We start from the raw sequence: 18,178 nt of genomic DNA, 5'->3' as shown, positions 1-18,178 counted from the left end.
GCTTACAGCTAACCCCTCTCCTCCTAGCAGGAGAGGAAAACTCAAAATTATTTTGATTAGCTAAAGTGTAAACAACAATAATTGCTGATACTTAAAAAAGATAACTGAAAGCTTAAGCATTACCCGGATTAAGGCGAATCATAGCCCAAGTGACATAAGTTCCAATGGGACTCCACAACAAATAAGGTAATAATAAAACAAACGCCCAAACCACTATTCTAATCACGATTAATGCTAAGATAAATCCTAACACAAATCCTAGTCCTCCAATAATTGTGCCAACGGTTAAACTTTTCAGTTTACACATAACAGGAGTATAGGCAATAATAACTAATTCAAGCAATAAATAAAACCCCATCAAAAACCAAGTATTGCGGCTGCCGGCATCAGCTTCCCAAATGATATAAGCGGACCAAGCCCCACAAATAAAAATAAAAGTCCAAATGGCAGGAATGGCTTTTTCAAAAGTAAGCCAAGGGGGCCGACGGAGATGATTAAACCAGCGAATATCATTAGAAGATAAACGATTAAAGACAACAGCAACAGCAACAGTAACAATAGCGATTACTAACCAAGAGGGAAGCATAAGCAGTCATTAATTATTGATAATACTTGACCCAGAAACTCTTTAACTTTTTTGATTAGAAGATTTAAAAATTCCTACAGCAAAACTTCTTTTGTGCAGATGTTTACTGTTACGTCCGCTAACTCTTTTACGCCACATTTTAAAACTCGAAGCTTTCATTTCTTGCCTCATTAAAGCAATAACATCTTGTTCTTTTAGTCCATATTGAATCTCTATAGCTTCAAAAGGAGTACGATCCTCCCAAGCCATTTCTATGATTCTATCTTTAGTTTGATCATCTAAATCAGGTAGTTTCATCTATCTTTTTAATTAAATAAATTTCCTTCTTTAGTTATAGAAGAATTTATAGATTTGCGGCAATTCTCTTGCCGGTTGCCGAATTTTGAGCAGCCGCCAAAAACGGGTTGCCTTCCTTCATCGATAAACGGGTAAAGTAAAATGAAAACAACTCCCTTGATTAACGGTACTATCTACCCAAATTTGACCATAGTGAGCGCGAATAATCTTACGACATAAAGACAAACCTAAACCATAACCCTCCTTCCCTTCATCCCGTTTAAGACGGAAATGTCCCTCAAAAATCCGCTCTTGTTTTTCTTGAGGAATTCCGGGACCCGTATCACAGACACTCACTTGAACTTTTTGGGTAGTCCGGTGCAGAATCGACACGGTAATTGTGCCTTGCTCTGGAGTATATTTGATAGCATTATCTAACAGATTGACGATCACCTGACGGATTAACTCTTCATCTCCATAAACATTGGGTAAATCTTGGGGAATATCTTTTTCTATTTTGAGATGTTTTTCCTGAAATTGATCGGCCATTTGTTCCAAAACTTCCAGACACAATGATTGCAAATATAAATGACTATATTGCAATTGCAATTCAGCACTCATGCTCTTGGATGCTTGCAAAATATCCGTAATTAATCGATTCATGATGCGAAACTGTTTACGGGCCTGTTGATAGAGTTGCTCTTTAAGTTGGGCTGACCTAACCCGATCCGGCTGATTATTTGCTAATTCTAGAGTTTCTATAGCAATAGAAGCCGCCGTGAGGGGACTTCGTAAATCATGGGCCAACATCGCCAAAACTTGATCTTTAAACTTGATCTGTTCTACGAGTTCTTCTTTTTCTTTTTTGAGACGAAATACTTCATCAGATAAACGAATTAACTCACCCGAATAACCTACATTATTGAGGGGAGATTGCCAATGATTTTGCTTATCTCCGCCTCCATTAGCTGTTTGCTCCTCATTCGCTTCTTTAATAGCGCATTGCCAGCGTGGCCACCATTTGTTGAGTTGCTCAACAATATTGCTTCCGGCGAGAGTTTGTCTGGGTTCTGGGGCAATTTTCACTAAGGCTGGTGTCGCCACCAAGCGGAAATATTCAACGAGGTGTGGTTGTTGGTGGATTTCAATCACTTGAAGCTCATAAGAATACTCACAGTTTAATAGCGCCAGATGAGCTTGTATTTGCTCGATATTCTCTTGAGAACTGGGCCTATCATCCACAAACAGCAAAAGCTGGAGACACACGGGTTCACCAGTGTTTGGGTTAGAAGCCGTTTTTTGATCATGGGGTTGTACCACAGGAGTTTAGTCTCACTCAATAAGCGTCACAACAAGGATGGGGTTAGGGTATAGTCTAGAAGGGATGGTGCAGAGGAATCAAGGGATTATGAAAAATTGATCCCTCTTAGTCGGGTCAGATAATTTTTTTGATCGCACTTTTATTGTAAAAGCTTAAGATAGTATAAAATCGTCTAAACTTAAAATTTTACAATAGAGAATTGCATAACAGTTATGGCACTTGGCTACGTCGCCCTTGTTCTCCATGCCCACTTACCCTTTGTCCGACACCCAGAAAGCGATTATGTGTTGGAAGAAGAGTGGCTATATGAAGCTATTACCGAAACTTATGTTCCTCTGTTGCAGGTTTTTGAGGGATTAAAGCGAGACGGAATAGATTTTAAAATGACTATGAGCATGACACCCCCTTTAGTGTCGATGCTGCGAGATCCCTTACTACAAGAACGCTATGATGAACATTTAGCTAAACTGGAGGAACTCACCGAGAAAGAAATTGAACATAATGAGCATAACGGCCATATTCGCTATTTAGCCGAATATTATGCCACAGAATTTCAAAAAATTCGCCAAACTTGGGAAAGCTACGACCGAGATTTAGTAACAGCTTTCAAACAATTTTTGGATAGTAATAATCTAGAGATTATTACCTGTGGGGCAACTCACGGCTATATGCCCTTGATGAAAATGTATCCTCAAGCGGTTTGGGCCCAAATTAAAGTGGCTTGTGAACATTATGAGGAAAATTTTGGTCGTCCTCCCAAAGGGATTTGGTTGCCAGAATGCGCTTATTATGAAGGCGTAGAACGGATGTTAGCCGATGCCGGACTCCGTTATTTCCTGACGGACGGTCACGGGCTGCTCTATGGTCGTCCTCGCCCTCGTTTTGGTTCTTATGCTCCTATTTTTACCGAAACCGGTGTAGCGGTCTTTGGACGAGACCATGAGTCCTCTCAACAAGTGTGGTCATCGATGGTGGGATATCCAGGTGATCCGGTTTATCGAGAGTTTTACAAAGATTTGGGATGGGAGGCAGAATACGAATATATTAAGCCCTATATCATGCCTAATGGGCAACGTAAAAATATTGGGATTAAATATCACAAAATAACCGCGCGAGATGGGGGATTATCAGAAAAAGCTCTCTATGACCCCTACTGGGCTAGGGAAAAGGCGGCAGAACACGCGGGCAACTTTATGTATAACCGCGAAGAACAAGTAGAACATTTAGCCGCCATGATGCAGCGCCCGCCGATAGTGGTGTCTCCCTATGATGCTGAATTGTTCGGCCATTGGTGGTATGAGGGTCCTTGGTTTATTGATTACTTGTTCCGCAAGTCTTGGTATGACCAAAATCGCTTTGAAATGACCCATTTGGCCGATTATTTACGCCGTCATCCCACTCAGCAAGTTTGCCGCCCTTCTCAGTCGAGTTGGGGCTATAAAGGTTTCCATGAATATTGGTTAAATGAAACTAATACTTGGATTTATCCCCATTTGCATAAGGCGGCTGAACGTATGATTGAATTGAGTCGTCGTGAACCGGCTGATGAGTTAGAATGGCGGGCCCTCAATCAAGCCGCGCGAGAGTTGTTGTTAGCGCAGTCCTCTGACTGGGCGTTTATTATGCGGACTGGTACAATGGTTCCCTATGCAGTACGTCGCACTCGCAGCCATTTGTTGCGCCTTAATAAACTCTATGAGGACATTAAGAGCGAAAAAATTGACTCGGGTTGGTTAGAAAAAGTGGAAAAAATTGATAATATTTTTCCCAATATTAATTATCGAGTCTATCGCCCATTATAGGGTTTGAGCTATCCATGAGTGGGGTGGGCGTTGCCCACCTTTTCACTGTTTGGGTTAGAAAGGTTTCGCGCCATAGCGTAAAGGACGCAAAGGGGATGCTCAGTGAAGGTAAGGCGGTTTTTGAGGTTGGGCAGGCTTTTTATCGCCCTGAAACTCGAGTTGCTAGAGATTTAGGGGTTTTGGCGGCGGCAGTGTATAAAGGGGATAGGGGTTCTCTTCGGGTGCTTGATGCGATGAGCGGCTGTGGTGTTCGCGCCCTTCGTTATGGGTTAGAAGCTGATGCTGATTGGATTTGGGCTAATGATGCTAATGTTGAGCTTCAACCGGTTTTAGAGGCTAATTTACAAGGTTTAATCCAGTCAGGACGGGCCAAAATTAGTCATCAAGAAGCGAATAAATTGCTTTTTGATTGTTATTATCGAGAGGATTTTTATGATTTAGTCGATGTCGATGGTTTTGGTTCTCCTGCCCCTTTTTTAGGCTCTGCGCTTTGGGCGACAAAAATGGGCGGTCTGCTTTATTTTACTAGCACTGATGGACGCACGGCAACTGGTCATTTACCGGATATTAGCTTAAGGGTATATGCGGCTTATGCCCGTTGTCATCCCTCTGCTCACGAACAAGCTTTGCGCTTAATGATAGGTAATGTACAATATCATGCGGCGACTAGGGGTTTTGGGGTTGAACCGATTTTTTCTCTGTTTACTCGCGGGACTTATCGGGTTATGTTACGGTTATTATCTTCTCCCTGTCTGACGCAAAAAAACTATGGGTTTTTAGGTTATTGTCATGCCTGTGGGGAATATAAAACGGTATCTTGGCGCTCTTTAGGAAGGGTATCTTGTGCTTGTCAAAATTCTCAAAAATCCCCGGTTCTTAGTGGGCCTATTTGGTTGGGAAAATTCCACGAACCCCTATTTTTAGAAAAAATGCTCTCTTTAGCCAAGCAATGGGGATGGTTTGAACGCGCAGAATTATTATCGGTGATGCAAGCAGAAGCTTTTTTACCCCCTTATTTTTATCTTTTGGGTGAAATCGGAAAACGCGGTAAGATTAATGTTCCTCCACGAAACAATTTAATTAAGGCTTTAGTTGCTCAAGGCTATCAGGCTACTCCTACTCATCTCAACCCCCAAGCAATTAAAACAAATGCCAGTTTAGCCGCTTGTATCGAACTGGCGCAATGGCTTTTATGAGTCACTAGGTTGATCTAGCATTTCCACAGCTATTTCCCCAGTAACCAAGGAGTATATTTTTGCATTATTTGAGATACTTTTATTAATAAAATTATAGCAATAATTGAGTAAATAAGGGCGACAAAATCTGTTTTTAAAGCCGTTTCTGAAATTTTTAACCCATAAACTAAAGCAGCAGTTAAAAAAGGAAAAACTAGAAGATGAAGGGAAAAAATTACCAAGGTATTTTGACCCATCGCTGTTAATAAAGAATACGGCTTTATCAGTCTGGCAATATATAACCAAAATATAATTCCTGAAAAGGCTGCCATAAAGAAATACAGATAATTGCCCAAAACACCTCCAATAAATACAACTTTAGAGTTTAGCGTAGAAAATGTTAAGTAACAAATTAATGAAATGATCATCACAGGCCAGCGATGAGATTTCATAAATACATCACTAAAAATATAAGGCTTTAAGAGGTGGCCAACACCATAAAAGACAACGGCAACCAAAGCAAGGTCAGCATTCCAGGGAAGTCGATAGGGTGTTGAACTAATCGAATAGAGTAGTCCATAACCTACTACCGATAAAACAAACAGCACAGCAATCAATATTTTTCTGGATGGTAACCGGATCAGTAGAAAAAAGTAAATTTCTGTCATCATTAAACAGGTAAAAAACCACATGGCTATATTAGGAATTAGCCAATCTCCTATAGCAACACCGTATAAAATCCCTATGAGGGGTTTAAGTGGTGAGATATCTTCCCCTTTCCCAAAATGCCGAAATAGAAAAAACCAGACTATATAGCTCACAAGACTAAAGAAAATATAGGGAATTAAGAGGCGACGGAGACGTAAATTAAAAAAATCTTTGAAGGATAGCTCTTTAATTGAATCTTTCGCCACTAATCCTGAAATGAAGAAAAAAAGCGGCATAAAGAAAGAAAATATATATAATGAAATAAATGAACTAAATCGTCCTGTGTGAACAAGAACAACGAAAAAAATTCCTATAGCTCTCAAATTATCAAGCCAAAGCACTCGATTTTGACGCTCAATACGGTTTTTTATGAGATTTTTCATTATGCTCTATTATCAGGATAGCGGATAGCTTAGCGCTTATTATACTACATTAATAAATTTGCTCAAATCCTGATTATCAGCTTTAGACTAACTACAGCGACAAAAAAGTTTTTCAGTCTTTTGTATTTTGCTATAGAATTAAATTAATTAATGTATGCTCCAAATTGAGCCGATGATGTAGATGATTCAGCAATGGGCAAAGTAAACCAAAACTGAGAACCTATTCCTGGGGTACTATTAACGCCTATTTTTCCCCCATGAGCTTCAATAATTTGCCGACACTGATAAGAGCCTAATCCTATTCCTGTGCGGCGAGTATTATAAAGACTTCGGACATATAATCTAAAAAGAGACTGACATTGTTGCTGATCCATACCTACCCCATCATCAGATACTTTACAGCAAATCATTCCTTGATCTAGGGTAGCTTCAAGACTGATGGTAATCCCCGGCGGGTTATGTTTAAGAGCATTGGTTAACAGATTATCTAATACAGATCTAATTTGCTGCGGATCTGCCTGGATATTGGGTAAATTTGCAGGAATTAAATTCGTGAATCTTATTTGATTTTGTCGAAATAAAGGTTGCCAGTCATTAATAAGATTTTCGGCTAAATCTCGCAGGGATAAGGGTTGACAATGAAGCACAAGAGAACGATGTTCAGAAAAATGATCTTCCGAAAGCGCATTAATTAAAGTTAACTGACGGTCCCCACTGCTGACAATTCTCTCTAAAATAGAACGAGAGATAGAAATATTATCTCCGGCACGATTTTGTAAATTTTTTAATAGCATCATTAACCCCATTATTGAGGTTCTTAAATCATGAGAAACTGCTTGTAAAAAAACATTTTTCATCTGATATAATTGTTCAATTTCTTGAACTTTTTCTTGAAGTTCTTGGGTACGTTCTTTAACTTGTGTTTCCAAATTCGTATTAAATTGTTGTACCTGATAATAAAGTTGGGCTTGTTGGATGGCAATACTAACTTGTGTGGCGAGTTGTTCTAATAATTTTATTTCACTTTTTTGCCAGTAACGAATCCGAGAACATTGATGAACAACCAAAACGCCTAACTGTTGATGATTGGCCATCAAAGGCACAATTAAAGCGGCTTTAATCTGACTATGGTTAAAATATTGCTGTAAAATTAGAGGCGGAGCAACCTGATTGACATTATCAACAATTAAAAATTCTTGTTCAGCCAATAAAGATTTAACAGCTTGACAAAATTCATCCGGAAAAGTTAATCCTAATAAAGATTGATAACCTCCTACAACCGATTCAGCGACAATTTTAATAGGTTCATCAGGCGGAATATAACCGATATAAACTCGATCCGCATTTAAAAAGTTACGGATTTCTGTGACAGTCGTCTGAAAAATATGGTTTAAATCCAAAGATTGACGAATACGTAAGGCAATATCACTGATTAAATATTCTCGCTCTAAAGTGGCTCTCAATTGTTTTTCAGCCCGTTCACGTTCAGAAACAGCCGCCGATAAAAATAGGGAAGTGGTGGTCACAATAGCAATAAACATTTGCAGCAATAAAACCGCTTGAGAGAGCGTTGGGGTTTGAATTACAAAGGCTCCCACGCCTTCTAAAGCTCCAATAAGCGCTAAAATAGCCACCACAAGATTAGCGGTTACAGCCCCCCAAGTTTGGAACCGTAAAGCCGCCCAAACCATCAAAGGAAAAGGAAGATATTCTAAATATTGAACACTGGCTAAACTTTCTTCGAAAGGAGTTTTTGCCACCTCTTTGTAGCCAAAAACGACCCAACCCACTCCTAAAAGTAATCCTACACAAATGGCGGCTTCGGTTAAACGTTGACGAGGTTGTCTTTTGAGCAGTCCCCAACCATCAATAGTCAGCCGCAATAAAAAGGGAGTAAACACTAAAACTCCTGTACAGTCTCCTAAACAGAGTAACCACCACTGTTGAGCAAATAATTTCCAGCTTAGGTGTCCTGTCCACAGGCGGACTGTACTATCTATGGTTGCATTAACAATAGGAGATATAATAGCAGCCAACACAACCAAAAGAATAATATCTCGGATTCGTCCTAAAGTAAGAGAAAATTTGCACTGACGTAACCATCTAGCCGCTAAAATAGCAGACAGGGTACTGCCTATAGCAGAGGCTAACCCAATTATCCAAGATGCTCCTAAAATACAACTTAATAACAAATCCCCTAAAAAAATGCCGATCCAGACTTGTTCTCCCCAAATTAAAAGAGCGCTAAGAGCTAATCCCGCCGCAAACCAAATAGGAGACGCTGTAAACCCTGTAGCATCAATCTTTTGAGTTAGCCAACCCATACTCAAATAGGCGATCGCCACAGTAACAATTTTAATCGGGTTTTCACGCATTCGGATTAAGTCTGAAGCCATAAGGCCGAGCCGTAACAACTTGCTATACTAATCCAGAATCCCAAACTGAAGATAGATGAACTTCCCCCGACTGGGTGATCTATTCAAAATAGTCATTAGTGATTAACATTAAAGTTACACATTGCCAAAGCTCTATACTCACTAACAAAAGACAAATACTTATAACTAATGACTATTGACTATTGACTAATGACTATTGACTAATAACCAAGATAAAATAATAATAAAATTTGCCTTTTAAATAACTCATGCGGATTTTAATTGTCGAAGATGACCCTTTAATGCAATTAGGTTTAGAACAAGCCCTCAGCGATCACGATGATCTCGAAATTGTCGGACAGGCCGAAGATGGATATAGTGGAGTACAAAAAGCTCTTGAACTCAATCCAGATCTGATTGTTATGGATATTGGCTTACCTCGCTTAGATGGAATTGCCGCCACTAAGCAAATTAAGGAGGAATTGCCTCATGTTCATGTGGTGATGTTGACTTCTCATACCCAACAGACAGAAGTGGTAGCGGCTTTATCGAGTGGCGCAGATGCTTATTGTGTTAAAGGAGCTAGTTTAGATCGCTTGATGGCGGCTATTGATGCGGCTAAGGATGGAGCAACTTATCTTGATCCCCAAATTGCTCGTTTGGTGTTAGGTAATCTTAAAGCACCAGCCCCCCAACAAAATCTCAAGATTTCTAACCTTTCTGAGCGAGAGTTAGAAGTTTTAAAGTTAATTGTAGAAGGGAAAAGTAATAATGAAATTGCTGAAGAACTCTATCTAAGTACCAATACCATTAAAACTCATGTGCGGGGAATTATGAATAAATTGGCGGTGGATGATCGCGTTCAAGCCGCAGTGGTTGCCCTGCGTTCGGGCTTAGTCTAAGATTTTAGTATTCTATTTTATCCTCTTTATCTGCCCATTCTTGAAAGGCTTTTAAAGCCTCATCTTGTCTGAGTTGAATCATGGGCATTTTTCGTTTATTGATCGGTAATTTAATTTCTTGATCAATAAAATTATCGTCAAAGCCTATTTGCGCGGCATCAACTTTAGTATTGGCGTAATAAACTTTATCGACGCTTGCCCAATAAATCGCCGCTAAACACATGGGACAAGGTTCACAACTGGTATAAAGTTCACATCCTTTTAGCTCAAATGTTTGTAAAAGTTGACAGGCTTGACGAATAGCTACCACTTCAGCATGAGCAGTGGGATCGTTGGTTGAGGTAACTTGATTGTAGCCTTTGGCGATAATTTTATGTTCTTTGACAATGACTGCTCCGAATGGCCCGCCTTTTCCTAGCCGCATTCCTTCAAAGGATAGGGCAATAGCTTCTGCCATAAATTGATGATGAATATCTGACATAATTGTTCTGAAATGATTAATTTAAAACAATTTTTATCTCTAGAAAAAGTCGCAAAATTTTCTTTTAATGTCAGGGTACCACACCCCCGATTGATGAAAGTGTGGAAAATTTAGTCATAGATATTAAGCTGTAACTGCTGTTTCTATCTGACTGGGTTGACGCAATTTATTTACCCATTGATCAAGGTGATCTAAATTTAGACGATAACTCAAAGGATGAGCAATTAATCTAGCCGTACTTTCAAACAAGACATCAATTTCTACTAAGCCATTTTCTCGTAACGTACGCCCTGTAGAAACTAGGTCAACGATCGCATCAGACATACCTGTAATAGGTCCTAATTCTACTGAACCATAAAGAGGAATAATTTCTACGGGGAGGTCTAAGCGGCGAAAGTATTCTTTAGCACAATGGACAAATTTAGAGGCCACTCGACCATTAGGCGGAAGTTCTAGCGAACGACGATAAGGACTATTGACGGGAACCGCCACTGACATTCGACAAGAACCAAATTTGAGATCGGCTAAATTAGCCACCTTGGGAGTCTTTTCTAATAAAACATCATAGCCCACAATTCCCAACTGAGCTTGACCGTATTCTACATAGACGGGGACATCTTGCGCCCTGACTAATAAAGCTTTAGCGGTATGGGTGGGGTCGCTAATTTGCAGTTGTCGATTGCTGGAGTCAAGAAAGGCGCTAAAATCTAGGCCAACCTGTTTAAATAGGGCGATGCTGTCGGATAAAAGGGCACCTTTCGGTAATGCGATCGTAATCATGATACACTTCTGCCAATGCTTAAGCCGGGTTTATTGTAACAATGAACGATCAACCCTGAACCATGACAACTTATAATTTCTTCAAGGCTAAAATCAGGATAGAATCAAACGATAGCTTAAATGATCGATGCGAATTCTGTTAGTTGATGATCAAGTAGAGTTAACTCAGCCGCTCAGTCTGGTCTTATCTCGGGAAGGATATCAGGTAGATGTGGCCGATAATGGAAGGACAGGACTTCAATTAGCCCTAGACAATGGTTATGATTTACTCATTCTAGATTGGATGCTGCCTTACCAGTCGGGGCTAGACATTTGTCAGAAGTTGCGAACAGAAGGAAAGACGACCCCGGTTTTGTTTCTGACAGCTAAGGATACTCTAGATGACCGGGTTATGGGGTTAGATGTGGGCGCAGATGATTATTTAGTCAAACCCTTTCAATTAAAGGAGTTATTAGCCCGAGTGCGGGCGTTATTGCGGCGTTCTCCCAGTTTTGATCTCACAGTCACTCAAACCCGATTTAAAGTTGCGGACCTTGAACTTGATAGCGATAATCAAGTAGCCTATCGTCAAGGGCGGGCCATTAGCTTATCGGAAAAAGAAGTGATGCTACTGTCCTATTTTATGCTTCACCCGAGTCAAGTTTTAACCCATGAGCAAATTTACCAACACTTATGGACAGAAAAAGAGCAACCCAATAGTAATGTATTAGCGGCACTGGTGCGGCTACTCAGGCGCAAAATTGAAGCGGAGGGAGAACTTCCCCTCATTCATACCGTCTATGGTAAAGGCTATCGCTTTGGAGAATAAGTCAGTAGGGCGTAGAGACATGACTAACGACTAATGACTAATGACATAATTGATAAAATTTAAGATCTGATTAAGATTAAATAAATATTTACTTAAGACTGGACAAACGTAATATTCTGTAATATGATGACATAAATAACTAAAAATCTTTTGTTGTCTAAATAACACAAAGGGGGTGACTTTCGAGTTGAAAGAAGTAAACCGTCCAAACCCCGCAGTGGTTGACTTGACCGAAAATATCCTAGTCAATATCGATATTGCTCAAGAAAACCACGCCGCCCTCCGTTCCGGGTTTGCAGGATATCCAGCTAACCCGCGTTGGAACATCAACAAGTTCCATGCTTGGAAAAAGGGACGACAGTTGCGAGAATCTTTAGCACAGGGTCAAATGGTTGTGCGTGCAACTGACTCAATGCTAATTCCGATTAGTCTCGCTGAAAAACAATCAGAGAAACCGAAATCAAATTCTTTATGGAGTCAAATACCCAGTTGGATGAAACACATCCGAAGGTCTTATCAAACAATATAGACTGATAAGGAGCGGCAAATTTTTCTATTCTCAATAGGATTACCGCTCCTTAAAATTGAAGAAATGTTTTTATTCTGAAGCATTATTTTTATCTCTTTCACCATCTCGCCTCATCAAATAGTCCATAATTCGATCTAGTCTTTCTACTGCCGCTTTAGTCGTATTAATCTGCTCTTGTAAATTTTCAAAAATCTTCGTCATTTGCATCTGAGAATCAGCTAACTGTTTAATAGAATTAGCTAAGTTGACTTGATTTTCTGTCATCAAGGATTGTGCTTCGATAATTTTTTCCTGTTGTAACCCCATCCGTTCCAGAAGAGATAACATTTTTTGTTGAGAGAGGGCAAGATTTTCTTGATGTTCAACTACTCGAATGACTTTATTAGATAAATCATCCACCGTCTTGGCAGATTGTAAAGCCGCTTCGGTAATATGATCTACTCTTTTAGCTAATTTATCGAGTTGTTGATCTGTCCAGCGTTCAATAGACATGTTACATAAAAATAAGAGAAATTGGTAATTAGCCAGCAATAGTCAGAGCTTATTACCTAATTACCATTTCATCTTACATCACAGTTAAGCAATAGTCACAGCCCGTTGTTGTAATTGAGGGGTGAAAGGTTCGCCGGGTTTTAATTCTAAAACTTGGGTAGATAAATTATTTTCAGTTAACAGGGGACGAAATGCCTCAAGGGTTCCTTCAGGTTGCAAAATAGAGGTTAATAACCCTTCAAAAGAGGTATCGTTACCGGCGGCTGTTTGTAAGATATATTGAGGTTGCAACCATTGACACAGTTCTAACGCTTTTTTTTGTCCCTTGAGAAAGGGTATTACACCAAAGAAGGTTATTCCTACTACTGGGGTAAGAACAACATCAATAGGCGCATCTTGTTTGAGGGATGGGGAATGATAACCATGAGGTTCATAATATAAGCTGTAACCGGTTTCTAGTTCTTTGAGGATGTAGCCATTTTCTATTAATTGAGGTCCGATAGGAGAACCGGGAACGGCTTTAATTTCTAAGCTATTAGCAAGGGTATAGCTTTGATGATGATCTAGGGTTGTTACCTGAGTATAGCCTAACGCTTTGACCACTTTAGCGGCATTAGGAGAGGCGACGACGGGAATATTACGGTCTATGAGTTTGAGGGTTTCTGGGTGTGCGTGGTCTTCTAATCCTTGGGAAAGCAGAATTAAGTCGATATTTTCCGGAATTGGATAGGTGGTCTTTTTGACTCCTTTAATTAACCAACCAAGATTCCCAAAGACTAAGGGGCCGACTAACCAAGGGTCTAGGAGTATGCGTTTTCCGGCCATTTCAATCAGCCAAGAGTTGCTATCGTACCAAGTTAACTGCATATATCTTTTTTTGTAACATCTTCTTCTATCTTAGGGATTGTTACAGAAGTTAACAATGCGTCTGACCACTCCCCTAACTCCTATCCACCGCCCCCCTACCCCCTCCACCTCCCCCAACCCCTCCACCTCCCCCAACCCCCTCCTACAGGAGGGGGAAAGTGGAAAATTTTTTTATACTGGGGGAGAGAGTGGAAGAGCTTTTTTTCTGGAGAGGAGAAAAACCGAATAATTTTTTTAGTTGTAGTTGTAGGTTGAGTTGAGTAATAACGAAACCCAACAGTGATAAAATTTTTACCGATTTTGGTACTTAAAGTCCGTAGCCTTAAAACCCTCAATAGTGTTAACTAGAATCTTATGAAAACACCTGATGACAATGATATCAGGAAACAATTTGGTAATCGCCTTCGTTACCTTAGACAAACTCGTGGTTTGTCACAGGAAGCTTTAGCGGATTTATGCAATTTAGACCGTAGTTACATTGGAGGAGTAGAGCGTGGAGAAAGAAATATTAGTCTTCTTAACATCAAAAAGATTGCAGATGCTTTAGGTATTTCCCCGAAAGAATTTTTTGATGAGCAAGATTCCCGATAACATACGTCTCAAAGAATTGGCGATAATAGCCAAACTAAATAAACCATTTTTTGACGATTTCATTAGTTTTTTAAAAACTCATAACTACAATAGCTTATATGATTTTGTTGTTGAGTCGGATTCATCTAAAGCAATAGAAGTTTTAAAAAATTACTTTAATCGAGCCGTTTCAGAAGAACAAGAAATTAAGTTATATGATGGAATAGCTCGTCCATATCCTAAAGATAAAGCAAAATGGCTATTTTTAGGCTGGATTTTTAGAGATGCACCAAGCCAACGTTTAGAGCCTTTGCTAAAACTCGTTCCTGGTAATTCATTAAATGAACGTAAAGCTAAATTAATGGATCAAGTTCGTCAGTATGTGTCTGAAATTTTTCCTCAACAAGAACAATGGAATTGGTTGCCTATTTTTGAGGTTATGATTGATCGCCTAGAAGGAAGTCGCCGAGCAATAAAAGGTAATTTATTTGAGGAGATAGTACGAAGAAATTTAAACGATATCTTTAAAAAACATCAAATTAATCTTGAAGTAGGTAAAACTCAAATCAAGCTTAGTGGAGAAACTTATGATGTTATCGTTAAAGGTCAACAAGGTACTATATTAATCCCTGTTAAAACTCGTGAAACAATGGGTGGCGGCCATGCTCTCTTGTTTACAAGAGATATTCATAAAGCAATTACACAAGCCAATCAAGCAGGCTATAGATGTATTCCAGTAATTATTGCTGAGTCTTGGACTGGTGATTTACAATCATTGGATTGTAGGGAATCAATTTATATCAATAAAAATCCCAATTTAATTAACGAAGTCGAACCTTTACTCGCTGAAGAAATAGAAAAACTGTTACCCGTTTTCCAAACTCTTATTTAAATCATCTAAAAAAAATCCGCTTAGAAGCAATTTCACAATAATTTTCATTGAGTTCAATCCCTATAAACTTACGCCCTTTTTTATGCGCTACTAGACCAACAGTTCCAGAGCCAAAAAACGGATCTAAAACTATACCATTTTCAGGACAACCTGCTAAAATACACGGTTCTATTAGTTTTTCAGGAAACACGGCAAAATGAGCATCTCTAAATTTGGATAAAGGGACTTCCCAAACTGTTCTTTTATTTCTCCCTTTGGGATGAAATGCCTGATCCCATCTCCCTCTATGTAAATTAGAATTACCGCTATTCTTGCCTTGTTCTGGAGTTCCTCCATTTTTGCCTAAATGATTACGTCCTCCTCGCATTTTACTTTTTTCAGAAAAAGTTATATGTGGCTCACGAATAGCATCTGCATCATAATAATACTGTGAGTTTTTAGCAAAGAGAAAAATGTACTCATGATCCGTAGTTGGACGATTACGAACAGATGAAGGCATTGCATTGGGCTTATACCATATAATATCAGACCTTAAAATCCATCCTCTTTCTCTAAGAGCGAGTGCTAGTCTCCAAGGAAGACCTGCTAAATTTCCATCTATATACTTATCACCTACATTTATCCACAATGTGCCATCTTCTCTTAAAACTCTTTTTACCTCCTCAAAAATTTCAACTAAACGATTAATGTATTCATCTGTATTTTTTTCAATGCCTATCTGATTCTCTACATCGTAGTCTCGTTGACCATAATAAGGAGGACTTGTAACAACCGTTTGTATTAACCCATCTGGCAGCCTTTTCAACATATCTAAAGCTTCTCCATGAATAATAAAGTTAGCCTCTTCAAAATGAATCTCAGCAAGATTGTCTGCCTTAACTATAAATTGTTTGTCTAGATTGGCAAATAAGGGTAAATTTGTGGTGATGTAGTCGAACACAGTTTTATATTACTCAACTTCTTGATCTTATAGCCATCATAGCTGATTTTTAAGCCGGCATACTTCCAAGCAGAACTATAACTACTTATTTGCTTGAGTAAAACACACTTGACCAACAATTAAATAGTTATCAGCAGGATGGTTTTAAGGCTGCTTACTTCCTTCAAGTCGAAGCTGAGAAGCAATAAAAGGCTTTCGCGGCGCTAAAAAGAAACCCACCAAACTCGCAAACAAAATCGGCGCTAAAGAACTAAACCCCGTTAACTTAGAAAGTAACAAAGTGGTACTAATGGGAGTTCTCGTCACCGCCGCATTAATCGCCGCCATACTACAAGTAATCACCAACGCCTCATTAAATTCGGGATGAGTAATCATCAACGCTTTACCGAAACAAGCCCCCACAAAAAACAGAGGAATAATAATACCCCCTCGCCATCCTCCCGTGACGGTAATAGCGATAGCAAACATTTTAGCCACCGCCAACCCTAACAGCATAATCGGAAGAAAATTTCCCTCAATAACGTCCTCTAATTGATGTTCCCCAAAATAACGAGTCAGAGGAAACAAAGCCGCTAAAATTCCCAATCCCAAACCCGCTAACGTTGTTTGTACATAAATAGGACTCTTGAGAGACTGAAAAAAATGTTCGCACCAACGGAAAATAACAATAAATAGCCAACCCATCAAGGCCCCTATCACACCAACCCCCATAGCCATGACAAAATCATCGATATTGCCAGCCGCATATTGAGGAAAATGCCAAGTTGGGCCAATTCCCAGACGAGTAATCGCCACAAAAATCATATAACTTGAACAACTCGCCACGATCGCAGGTAAAATCGCCTCTGTATACTCCACCACATTTTGATGATGTAAAATTTCCATTGCAAACATCGCTCCTCCCAGGGGTGCGCCGAACAACACCGTAAACCCCGAGGCCATACCCGCAAGTGAAAAAGTCCTCAGTACGTCACCCTGACAACGAAACCGATCCGCTAACCAGGTTCCTATAGAACCAGTGACTTGTACCATTGGCGCTTCAGGTCCTGCACTTCCTCCGGCAGCAATACTAAACAGAGAAGTTAAGATCATCGAGGGATTCTCCCGCATGGATAATCTTCCCCCATGCAGATGAATATTATCAATAACTAAGCCAATTTCACCGGGATTTCCTAACCAATGAATCCCTAAACCCACTATTAAACCGGCTAGCGGCATGATTAATAATAAAGACCAGCCATTAAACTGTTCAAACCCTTGGATCATCCACGCCAATACAATCCAATAAATAGACGCAAATAGACCACAAATGATCCCAAGAGCCGCCCATAACAAGACAAAACGAGTAAGCGTGAACGGGTTTTTATTCATCATTAGTTATTAGTCATTAGTCATTAGTTGACTAGATTTTTTTATTGTAACAAATTATACAGTATTTTTTTCTTATTTATCATTAACAAGATAAGCATTATCTATATCAAAGTTTTTGTAAAATAATAGAACCAAGATATAGAAATATATCAAAAATATATCCCTAGGCTATTGACAAAAAAACATCTTTCCTTTAAACGCCCCTTGACTATCCCCTTTGAGACTCTTCCTTTCGTCAGGGCTGGGCCGCTCGGCTAAAGGCTTAGGGCTACGGGCACAGTTCAGGGCAAGGTTTATCTACTTATTCTAATCTTAAGAACCGGTATCAACATTTAAGCAAGTCGTATTAGAATAAACCCAAAACTCTGTTACTTTTCCAGGAGCCGAAGCCGGAAAATATTGCTGACCTAAAACAATCAAAGGATCTTTTGTCAGTCCAGAAGCCCCTTCATTATACTCTTCTGCTCCAAGCTGACCCAAAACTTTAACCCCAAAAATAACTTGAGGATTTTCACCGCCAAACAAACAAATATATTCTGTTTCCACAGGCTTTAAATATCGCGGCTGAGGAACTTCTCGATACACCAGCGTAAAGCCACCACTTAACCCCAACCATTTAAAATCGCCCGTTTTACCGGTCAAAACAGCTATCACAGAGGGAGACAAATTATTTTGCTCAAGTTGACGTTCCAAAGCTTTGACATCTGCTCTTTCTACTTTCAGGACTCTTGCAGAGGCTTCCCGAGAAATCGGGTACTCATCCTTAACAAAAGGCCCCTGAGTATCACCCGAAAAAATCGGCGCTCCCCCATTAGGAACATGAACCCAATAGTAAGTCTGTTCCCCTCCCAAAGCAGCCAGTACAGGTGTGCTATTCATACACCATCCCAAAACCAAACAAATCAAAAACCCGATGATCA

The 18,178-nt window shown here is 39.6% G+C and carries 19 protein-coding genes; 7 read left to right on the top strand and 12 right to left on the bottom strand.

Going from position 1 to position 18,178, the window contains the following annotated elements; genetic code table 11:
* Positions 1 to 112 precede the first annotated feature (112 nt).
* The 3 genes from CYAN7822_RS09240 to CYAN7822_RS09230 form a co-directional block, all read right to left on the bottom strand.
* The gene (locus CYAN7822_RS09240) at positions 113 to 586 is read right to left on the bottom strand and encodes a TspO/MBR family protein (RefSeq protein ID WP_013321984.1); all 474 of its coding nucleotides are present in this window, start codon (positions 584 to 586) and stop codon (positions 113 to 115) included.
* 42 nt (positions 587 to 628) lie between these two features.
* The gene (locus tag CYAN7822_RS09235) at positions 629 to 883 is read right to left on the bottom strand and encodes a TIGR03643 family protein (RefSeq protein WP_013321983.1); all 255 of its coding nucleotides are present in this window, start codon (positions 881 to 883) and stop codon (positions 629 to 631) included.
* A 117-nt stretch (positions 884 to 1,000) separates the two neighbouring features.
* Positions 1,001 to 2,182, bottom strand: a complete 1,182-nt coding sequence (locus CYAN7822_RS09230; RefSeq protein ID WP_013321982.1) for a histidine kinase — start codon at positions 2,180 to 2,182, stop codon at positions 1,001 to 1,003.
* Between the two features lie 213 nt (positions 2,183 to 2,395).
* Here CYAN7822_RS09230 and CYAN7822_RS09225 point away from each other — a divergent pair, with 213 nt between their 5' ends.
* Entirely contained in the window at positions 2,396 to 3,985 is a 1,590-nt protein-coding gene (locus CYAN7822_RS09225) for a glycoside hydrolase family 57 protein (RefSeq protein WP_013321981.1), read from the top strand.
* A gap of 95 nt (positions 3,986 to 4,080) precedes the next feature.
* The gene (locus CYAN7822_RS09220; protein ID WP_013321980.1) at positions 4,081 to 5,181 is read left to right on the top strand and encodes a class I SAM-dependent methyltransferase; all 1,101 of its coding nucleotides are present in this window, start codon (positions 4,081 to 4,083) and stop codon (positions 5,179 to 5,181) included.
* Between the two features lie 29 nt (positions 5,182 to 5,210).
* Here the strand turns inward: CYAN7822_RS09220 and CYAN7822_RS09215 are convergent, their stop codons facing one another.
* Positions 5,211 to 6,209, bottom strand: coding sequence for an acyltransferase family protein (locus CYAN7822_RS09215; RefSeq protein WP_157871799.1), 999 nt, complete (start codon positions 6,207 to 6,209; stop codon positions 5,211 to 5,213).
* A gap of 185 nt (positions 6,210 to 6,394) precedes the next feature.
* Positions 6,395 to 8,647 (bottom strand): sensor histidine kinase, encoded by a 2,253-nt coding sequence (locus CYAN7822_RS09210; protein ID WP_013321978.1) that lies wholly within the window; start codon positions 8,645 to 8,647, stop codon positions 6,395 to 6,397.
* A gap of 248 nt (positions 8,648 to 8,895) precedes the next feature.
* On the opposite strand from CYAN7822_RS09210, the gene CYAN7822_RS09205 reads away from it, so the two are divergent.
* Complete coding sequence (locus CYAN7822_RS09205; protein ID WP_013321977.1) at positions 8,896 to 9,528, top strand: response regulator; 633 nt, start codon at positions 8,896 to 8,898, stop codon at positions 9,526 to 9,528.
* A 4-nt stretch (positions 9,529 to 9,532) separates the two neighbouring features.
* On the opposite strand, the gene CYAN7822_RS09200 is transcribed toward CYAN7822_RS09205, so the two are convergent.
* Complete coding sequence (locus tag CYAN7822_RS09200) at positions 9,533 to 10,009, bottom strand: nucleoside deaminase (RefSeq protein WP_013321976.1); 477 nt, start codon at positions 10,007 to 10,009, stop codon at positions 9,533 to 9,535.
* Between the two features lie 123 nt (positions 10,010 to 10,132).
* Positions 10,133 to 10,789 (bottom strand): ATP phosphoribosyltransferase, encoded by a 657-nt coding sequence (gene hisG / locus CYAN7822_RS09195; protein WP_013321975.1) that lies wholly within the window; start codon positions 10,787 to 10,789, stop codon positions 10,133 to 10,135.
* Positions 10,790 to 10,916: 127 nt separating this feature from the next.
* On the opposite strand from hisG, the gene rppA reads away from it, so the two are divergent.
* Positions 10,917 to 11,597, top strand: coding sequence for a two-component system response regulator RppA (rppA, locus tag CYAN7822_RS09190; protein WP_013321974.1), 681 nt, complete (start codon positions 10,917 to 10,919; stop codon positions 11,595 to 11,597).
* A 187-nt stretch (positions 11,598 to 11,784) separates the two neighbouring features.
* The gene (locus CYAN7822_RS09185) at positions 11,785 to 12,126 is read left to right on the top strand and encodes a hypothetical protein (protein ID WP_041933608.1); all 342 of its coding nucleotides are present in this window, start codon (positions 11,785 to 11,787) and stop codon (positions 12,124 to 12,126) included.
* Between the two features lie 69 nt (positions 12,127 to 12,195).
* Here CYAN7822_RS09185 and CYAN7822_RS09180 read toward each other — a convergent pair whose 3' ends face one another.
* Positions 12,196 to 12,618 (bottom strand): hypothetical protein, encoded by a 423-nt coding sequence (locus CYAN7822_RS09180; RefSeq protein ID WP_013321972.1) that lies wholly within the window; start codon positions 12,616 to 12,618, stop codon positions 12,196 to 12,198.
* 84 nt (positions 12,619 to 12,702) lie between these two features.
* Complete coding sequence (locus CYAN7822_RS09175; RefSeq protein WP_013321971.1) at positions 12,703 to 13,485, bottom strand: MBL fold metallo-hydrolase; 783 nt, start codon at positions 13,483 to 13,485, stop codon at positions 12,703 to 12,705.
* A 354-nt stretch (positions 13,486 to 13,839) separates the two neighbouring features.
* Here CYAN7822_RS09175 and CYAN7822_RS09170 point away from each other — a divergent pair, with 354 nt between their 5' ends.
* Both CYAN7822_RS09170 and CYAN7822_RS09165 read left to right on the top strand, forming a co-directional pair.
* Entirely contained in the window at positions 13,840 to 14,076 is a 237-nt protein-coding gene (locus tag CYAN7822_RS09170; RefSeq protein WP_013321970.1) for a helix-turn-helix domain-containing protein, read from the top strand.
* Positions 14,057 to 14,947, top strand: a complete 891-nt coding sequence (locus CYAN7822_RS09165) for a hypothetical protein (protein ID WP_013321969.1) — start codon at positions 14,057 to 14,059, stop codon at positions 14,945 to 14,947. The genes CYAN7822_RS09170 and CYAN7822_RS09165 overlap by 20 nt, the downstream gene beginning before the upstream one ends.
* Position 14,948: 1 nt before the next feature.
* Here the strand turns inward: CYAN7822_RS09165 and CYAN7822_RS09160 are convergent, their stop codons facing one another.
* The 3 genes from CYAN7822_RS09160 to CYAN7822_RS09150 form a co-directional block, all read right to left on the bottom strand.
* Complete coding sequence (locus tag CYAN7822_RS09160) at positions 14,949 to 15,887, bottom strand: DNA-methyltransferase (protein ID WP_013321968.1); 939 nt, start codon at positions 15,885 to 15,887, stop codon at positions 14,949 to 14,951.
* 144 nt (positions 15,888 to 16,031) lie between these two features.
* Entirely contained in the window at positions 16,032 to 17,261 is a 1,230-nt protein-coding gene (locus tag CYAN7822_RS09155; RefSeq protein WP_013321967.1) for a chloride channel protein, read from the bottom strand.
* 309 nt (positions 17,262 to 17,570) lie between these two features.
* The gene (locus CYAN7822_RS09150) at positions 17,571 to 18,137 is read right to left on the bottom strand and encodes a hypothetical protein (RefSeq protein ID WP_216701571.1); all 567 of its coding nucleotides are present in this window, start codon (positions 18,135 to 18,137) and stop codon (positions 17,571 to 17,573) included.
* Positions 18,138 to 18,178 lie beyond the last annotated feature (41 nt).

The sequence above is a fragment of the Gloeothece verrucosa PCC 7822 genome (assembly GCF_000147335.1).
GTDB classification, from domain to species: domain Bacteria; phylum Cyanobacteriota; class Cyanobacteriia; order Cyanobacteriales; family Microcystaceae; genus Gloeothece; species Gloeothece verrucosa.
Note: the sequence above shows the minus strand (reverse complement) of the source record. Positions and strands in the feature narration are given on the sequence as shown.

What these genes read in the sequence shown, in the direction of transcription:
- CYAN7822_RS09240 (WP_013321984.1), bottom strand. Translation starts at nt 586, where the DNA reads ATGCTTCCCTCTTGGTTAGTAATCGCTATTGTTACTGTTGCTGTTGCT.
- CYAN7822_RS09235 (WP_013321983.1), bottom strand. Translation starts at nt 883, where the DNA reads ATGAAACTACCTGATTTAGATGATCAAACTAAAGATAGAATCATAGAA.
- CYAN7822_RS09225 (WP_013321981.1), top strand. Translation starts at nt 2,396, where the DNA reads ATGGCACTTGGCTACGTCGCCCTTGTTCTCCATGCCCACTTACCCTTT.
- CYAN7822_RS09220 (WP_013321980.1), top strand. Translation starts at nt 4,081, where the DNA reads ATGCTCAGTGAAGGTAAGGCGGTTTTTGAGGTTGGGCAGGCTTTTTAT.
- CYAN7822_RS09210 (WP_013321978.1), bottom strand. Translation starts at nt 8,647, where the DNA reads ATGGCTTCAGACTTAATCCGAATGCGTGAAAACCCGATTAAAATTGTT.
- CYAN7822_RS09205 (WP_013321977.1), top strand. Translation starts at nt 8,896, where the DNA reads ATGCGGATTTTAATTGTCGAAGATGACCCTTTAATGCAATTAGGTTTA.
- CYAN7822_RS09200 (WP_013321976.1), bottom strand. Translation starts at nt 10,009, where the DNA reads ATGTCAGATATTCATCATCAATTTATGGCAGAAGCTATTGCCCTATCC.
- hisG (WP_013321975.1), bottom strand. Translation starts at nt 10,789, where the DNA reads ATGATTACGATCGCATTACCGAAAGGTGCCCTTTTATCCGACAGCATC.
- rppA (WP_013321974.1), top strand. Translation starts at nt 10,917, where the DNA reads ATGCGAATTCTGTTAGTTGATGATCAAGTAGAGTTAACTCAGCCGCTC.
- CYAN7822_RS09180 (WP_013321972.1), bottom strand. Translation starts at nt 12,618, where the DNA reads ATGTCTATTGAACGCTGGACAGATCAACAACTCGATAAATTAGCTAAA.
- CYAN7822_RS09175 (WP_013321971.1), bottom strand. Translation starts at nt 13,485, where the DNA reads ATGCAGTTAACTTGGTACGATAGCAACTCTTGGCTGATTGAAATGGCC.
- CYAN7822_RS09170 (WP_013321970.1), top strand. Translation starts at nt 13,840, where the DNA reads ATGAAAACACCTGATGACAATGATATCAGGAAACAATTTGGTAATCGC.
- CYAN7822_RS09165 (WP_013321969.1), top strand. Translation starts at nt 14,057, where the DNA reads ATGAGCAAGATTCCCGATAACATACGTCTCAAAGAATTGGCGATAATA.
- CYAN7822_RS09155 (WP_013321967.1), bottom strand. Translation starts at nt 17,261, where the DNA reads ATGATGAATAAAAACCCGTTCACGCTTACTCGTTTTGTCTTGTTATGG.
- CYAN7822_RS09150 (WP_216701571.1), bottom strand. Translation starts at nt 18,137, where the DNA reads ATGAATAGCACACCTGTACTGGCTGCTTTGGGAGGGGAACAGACTTAC.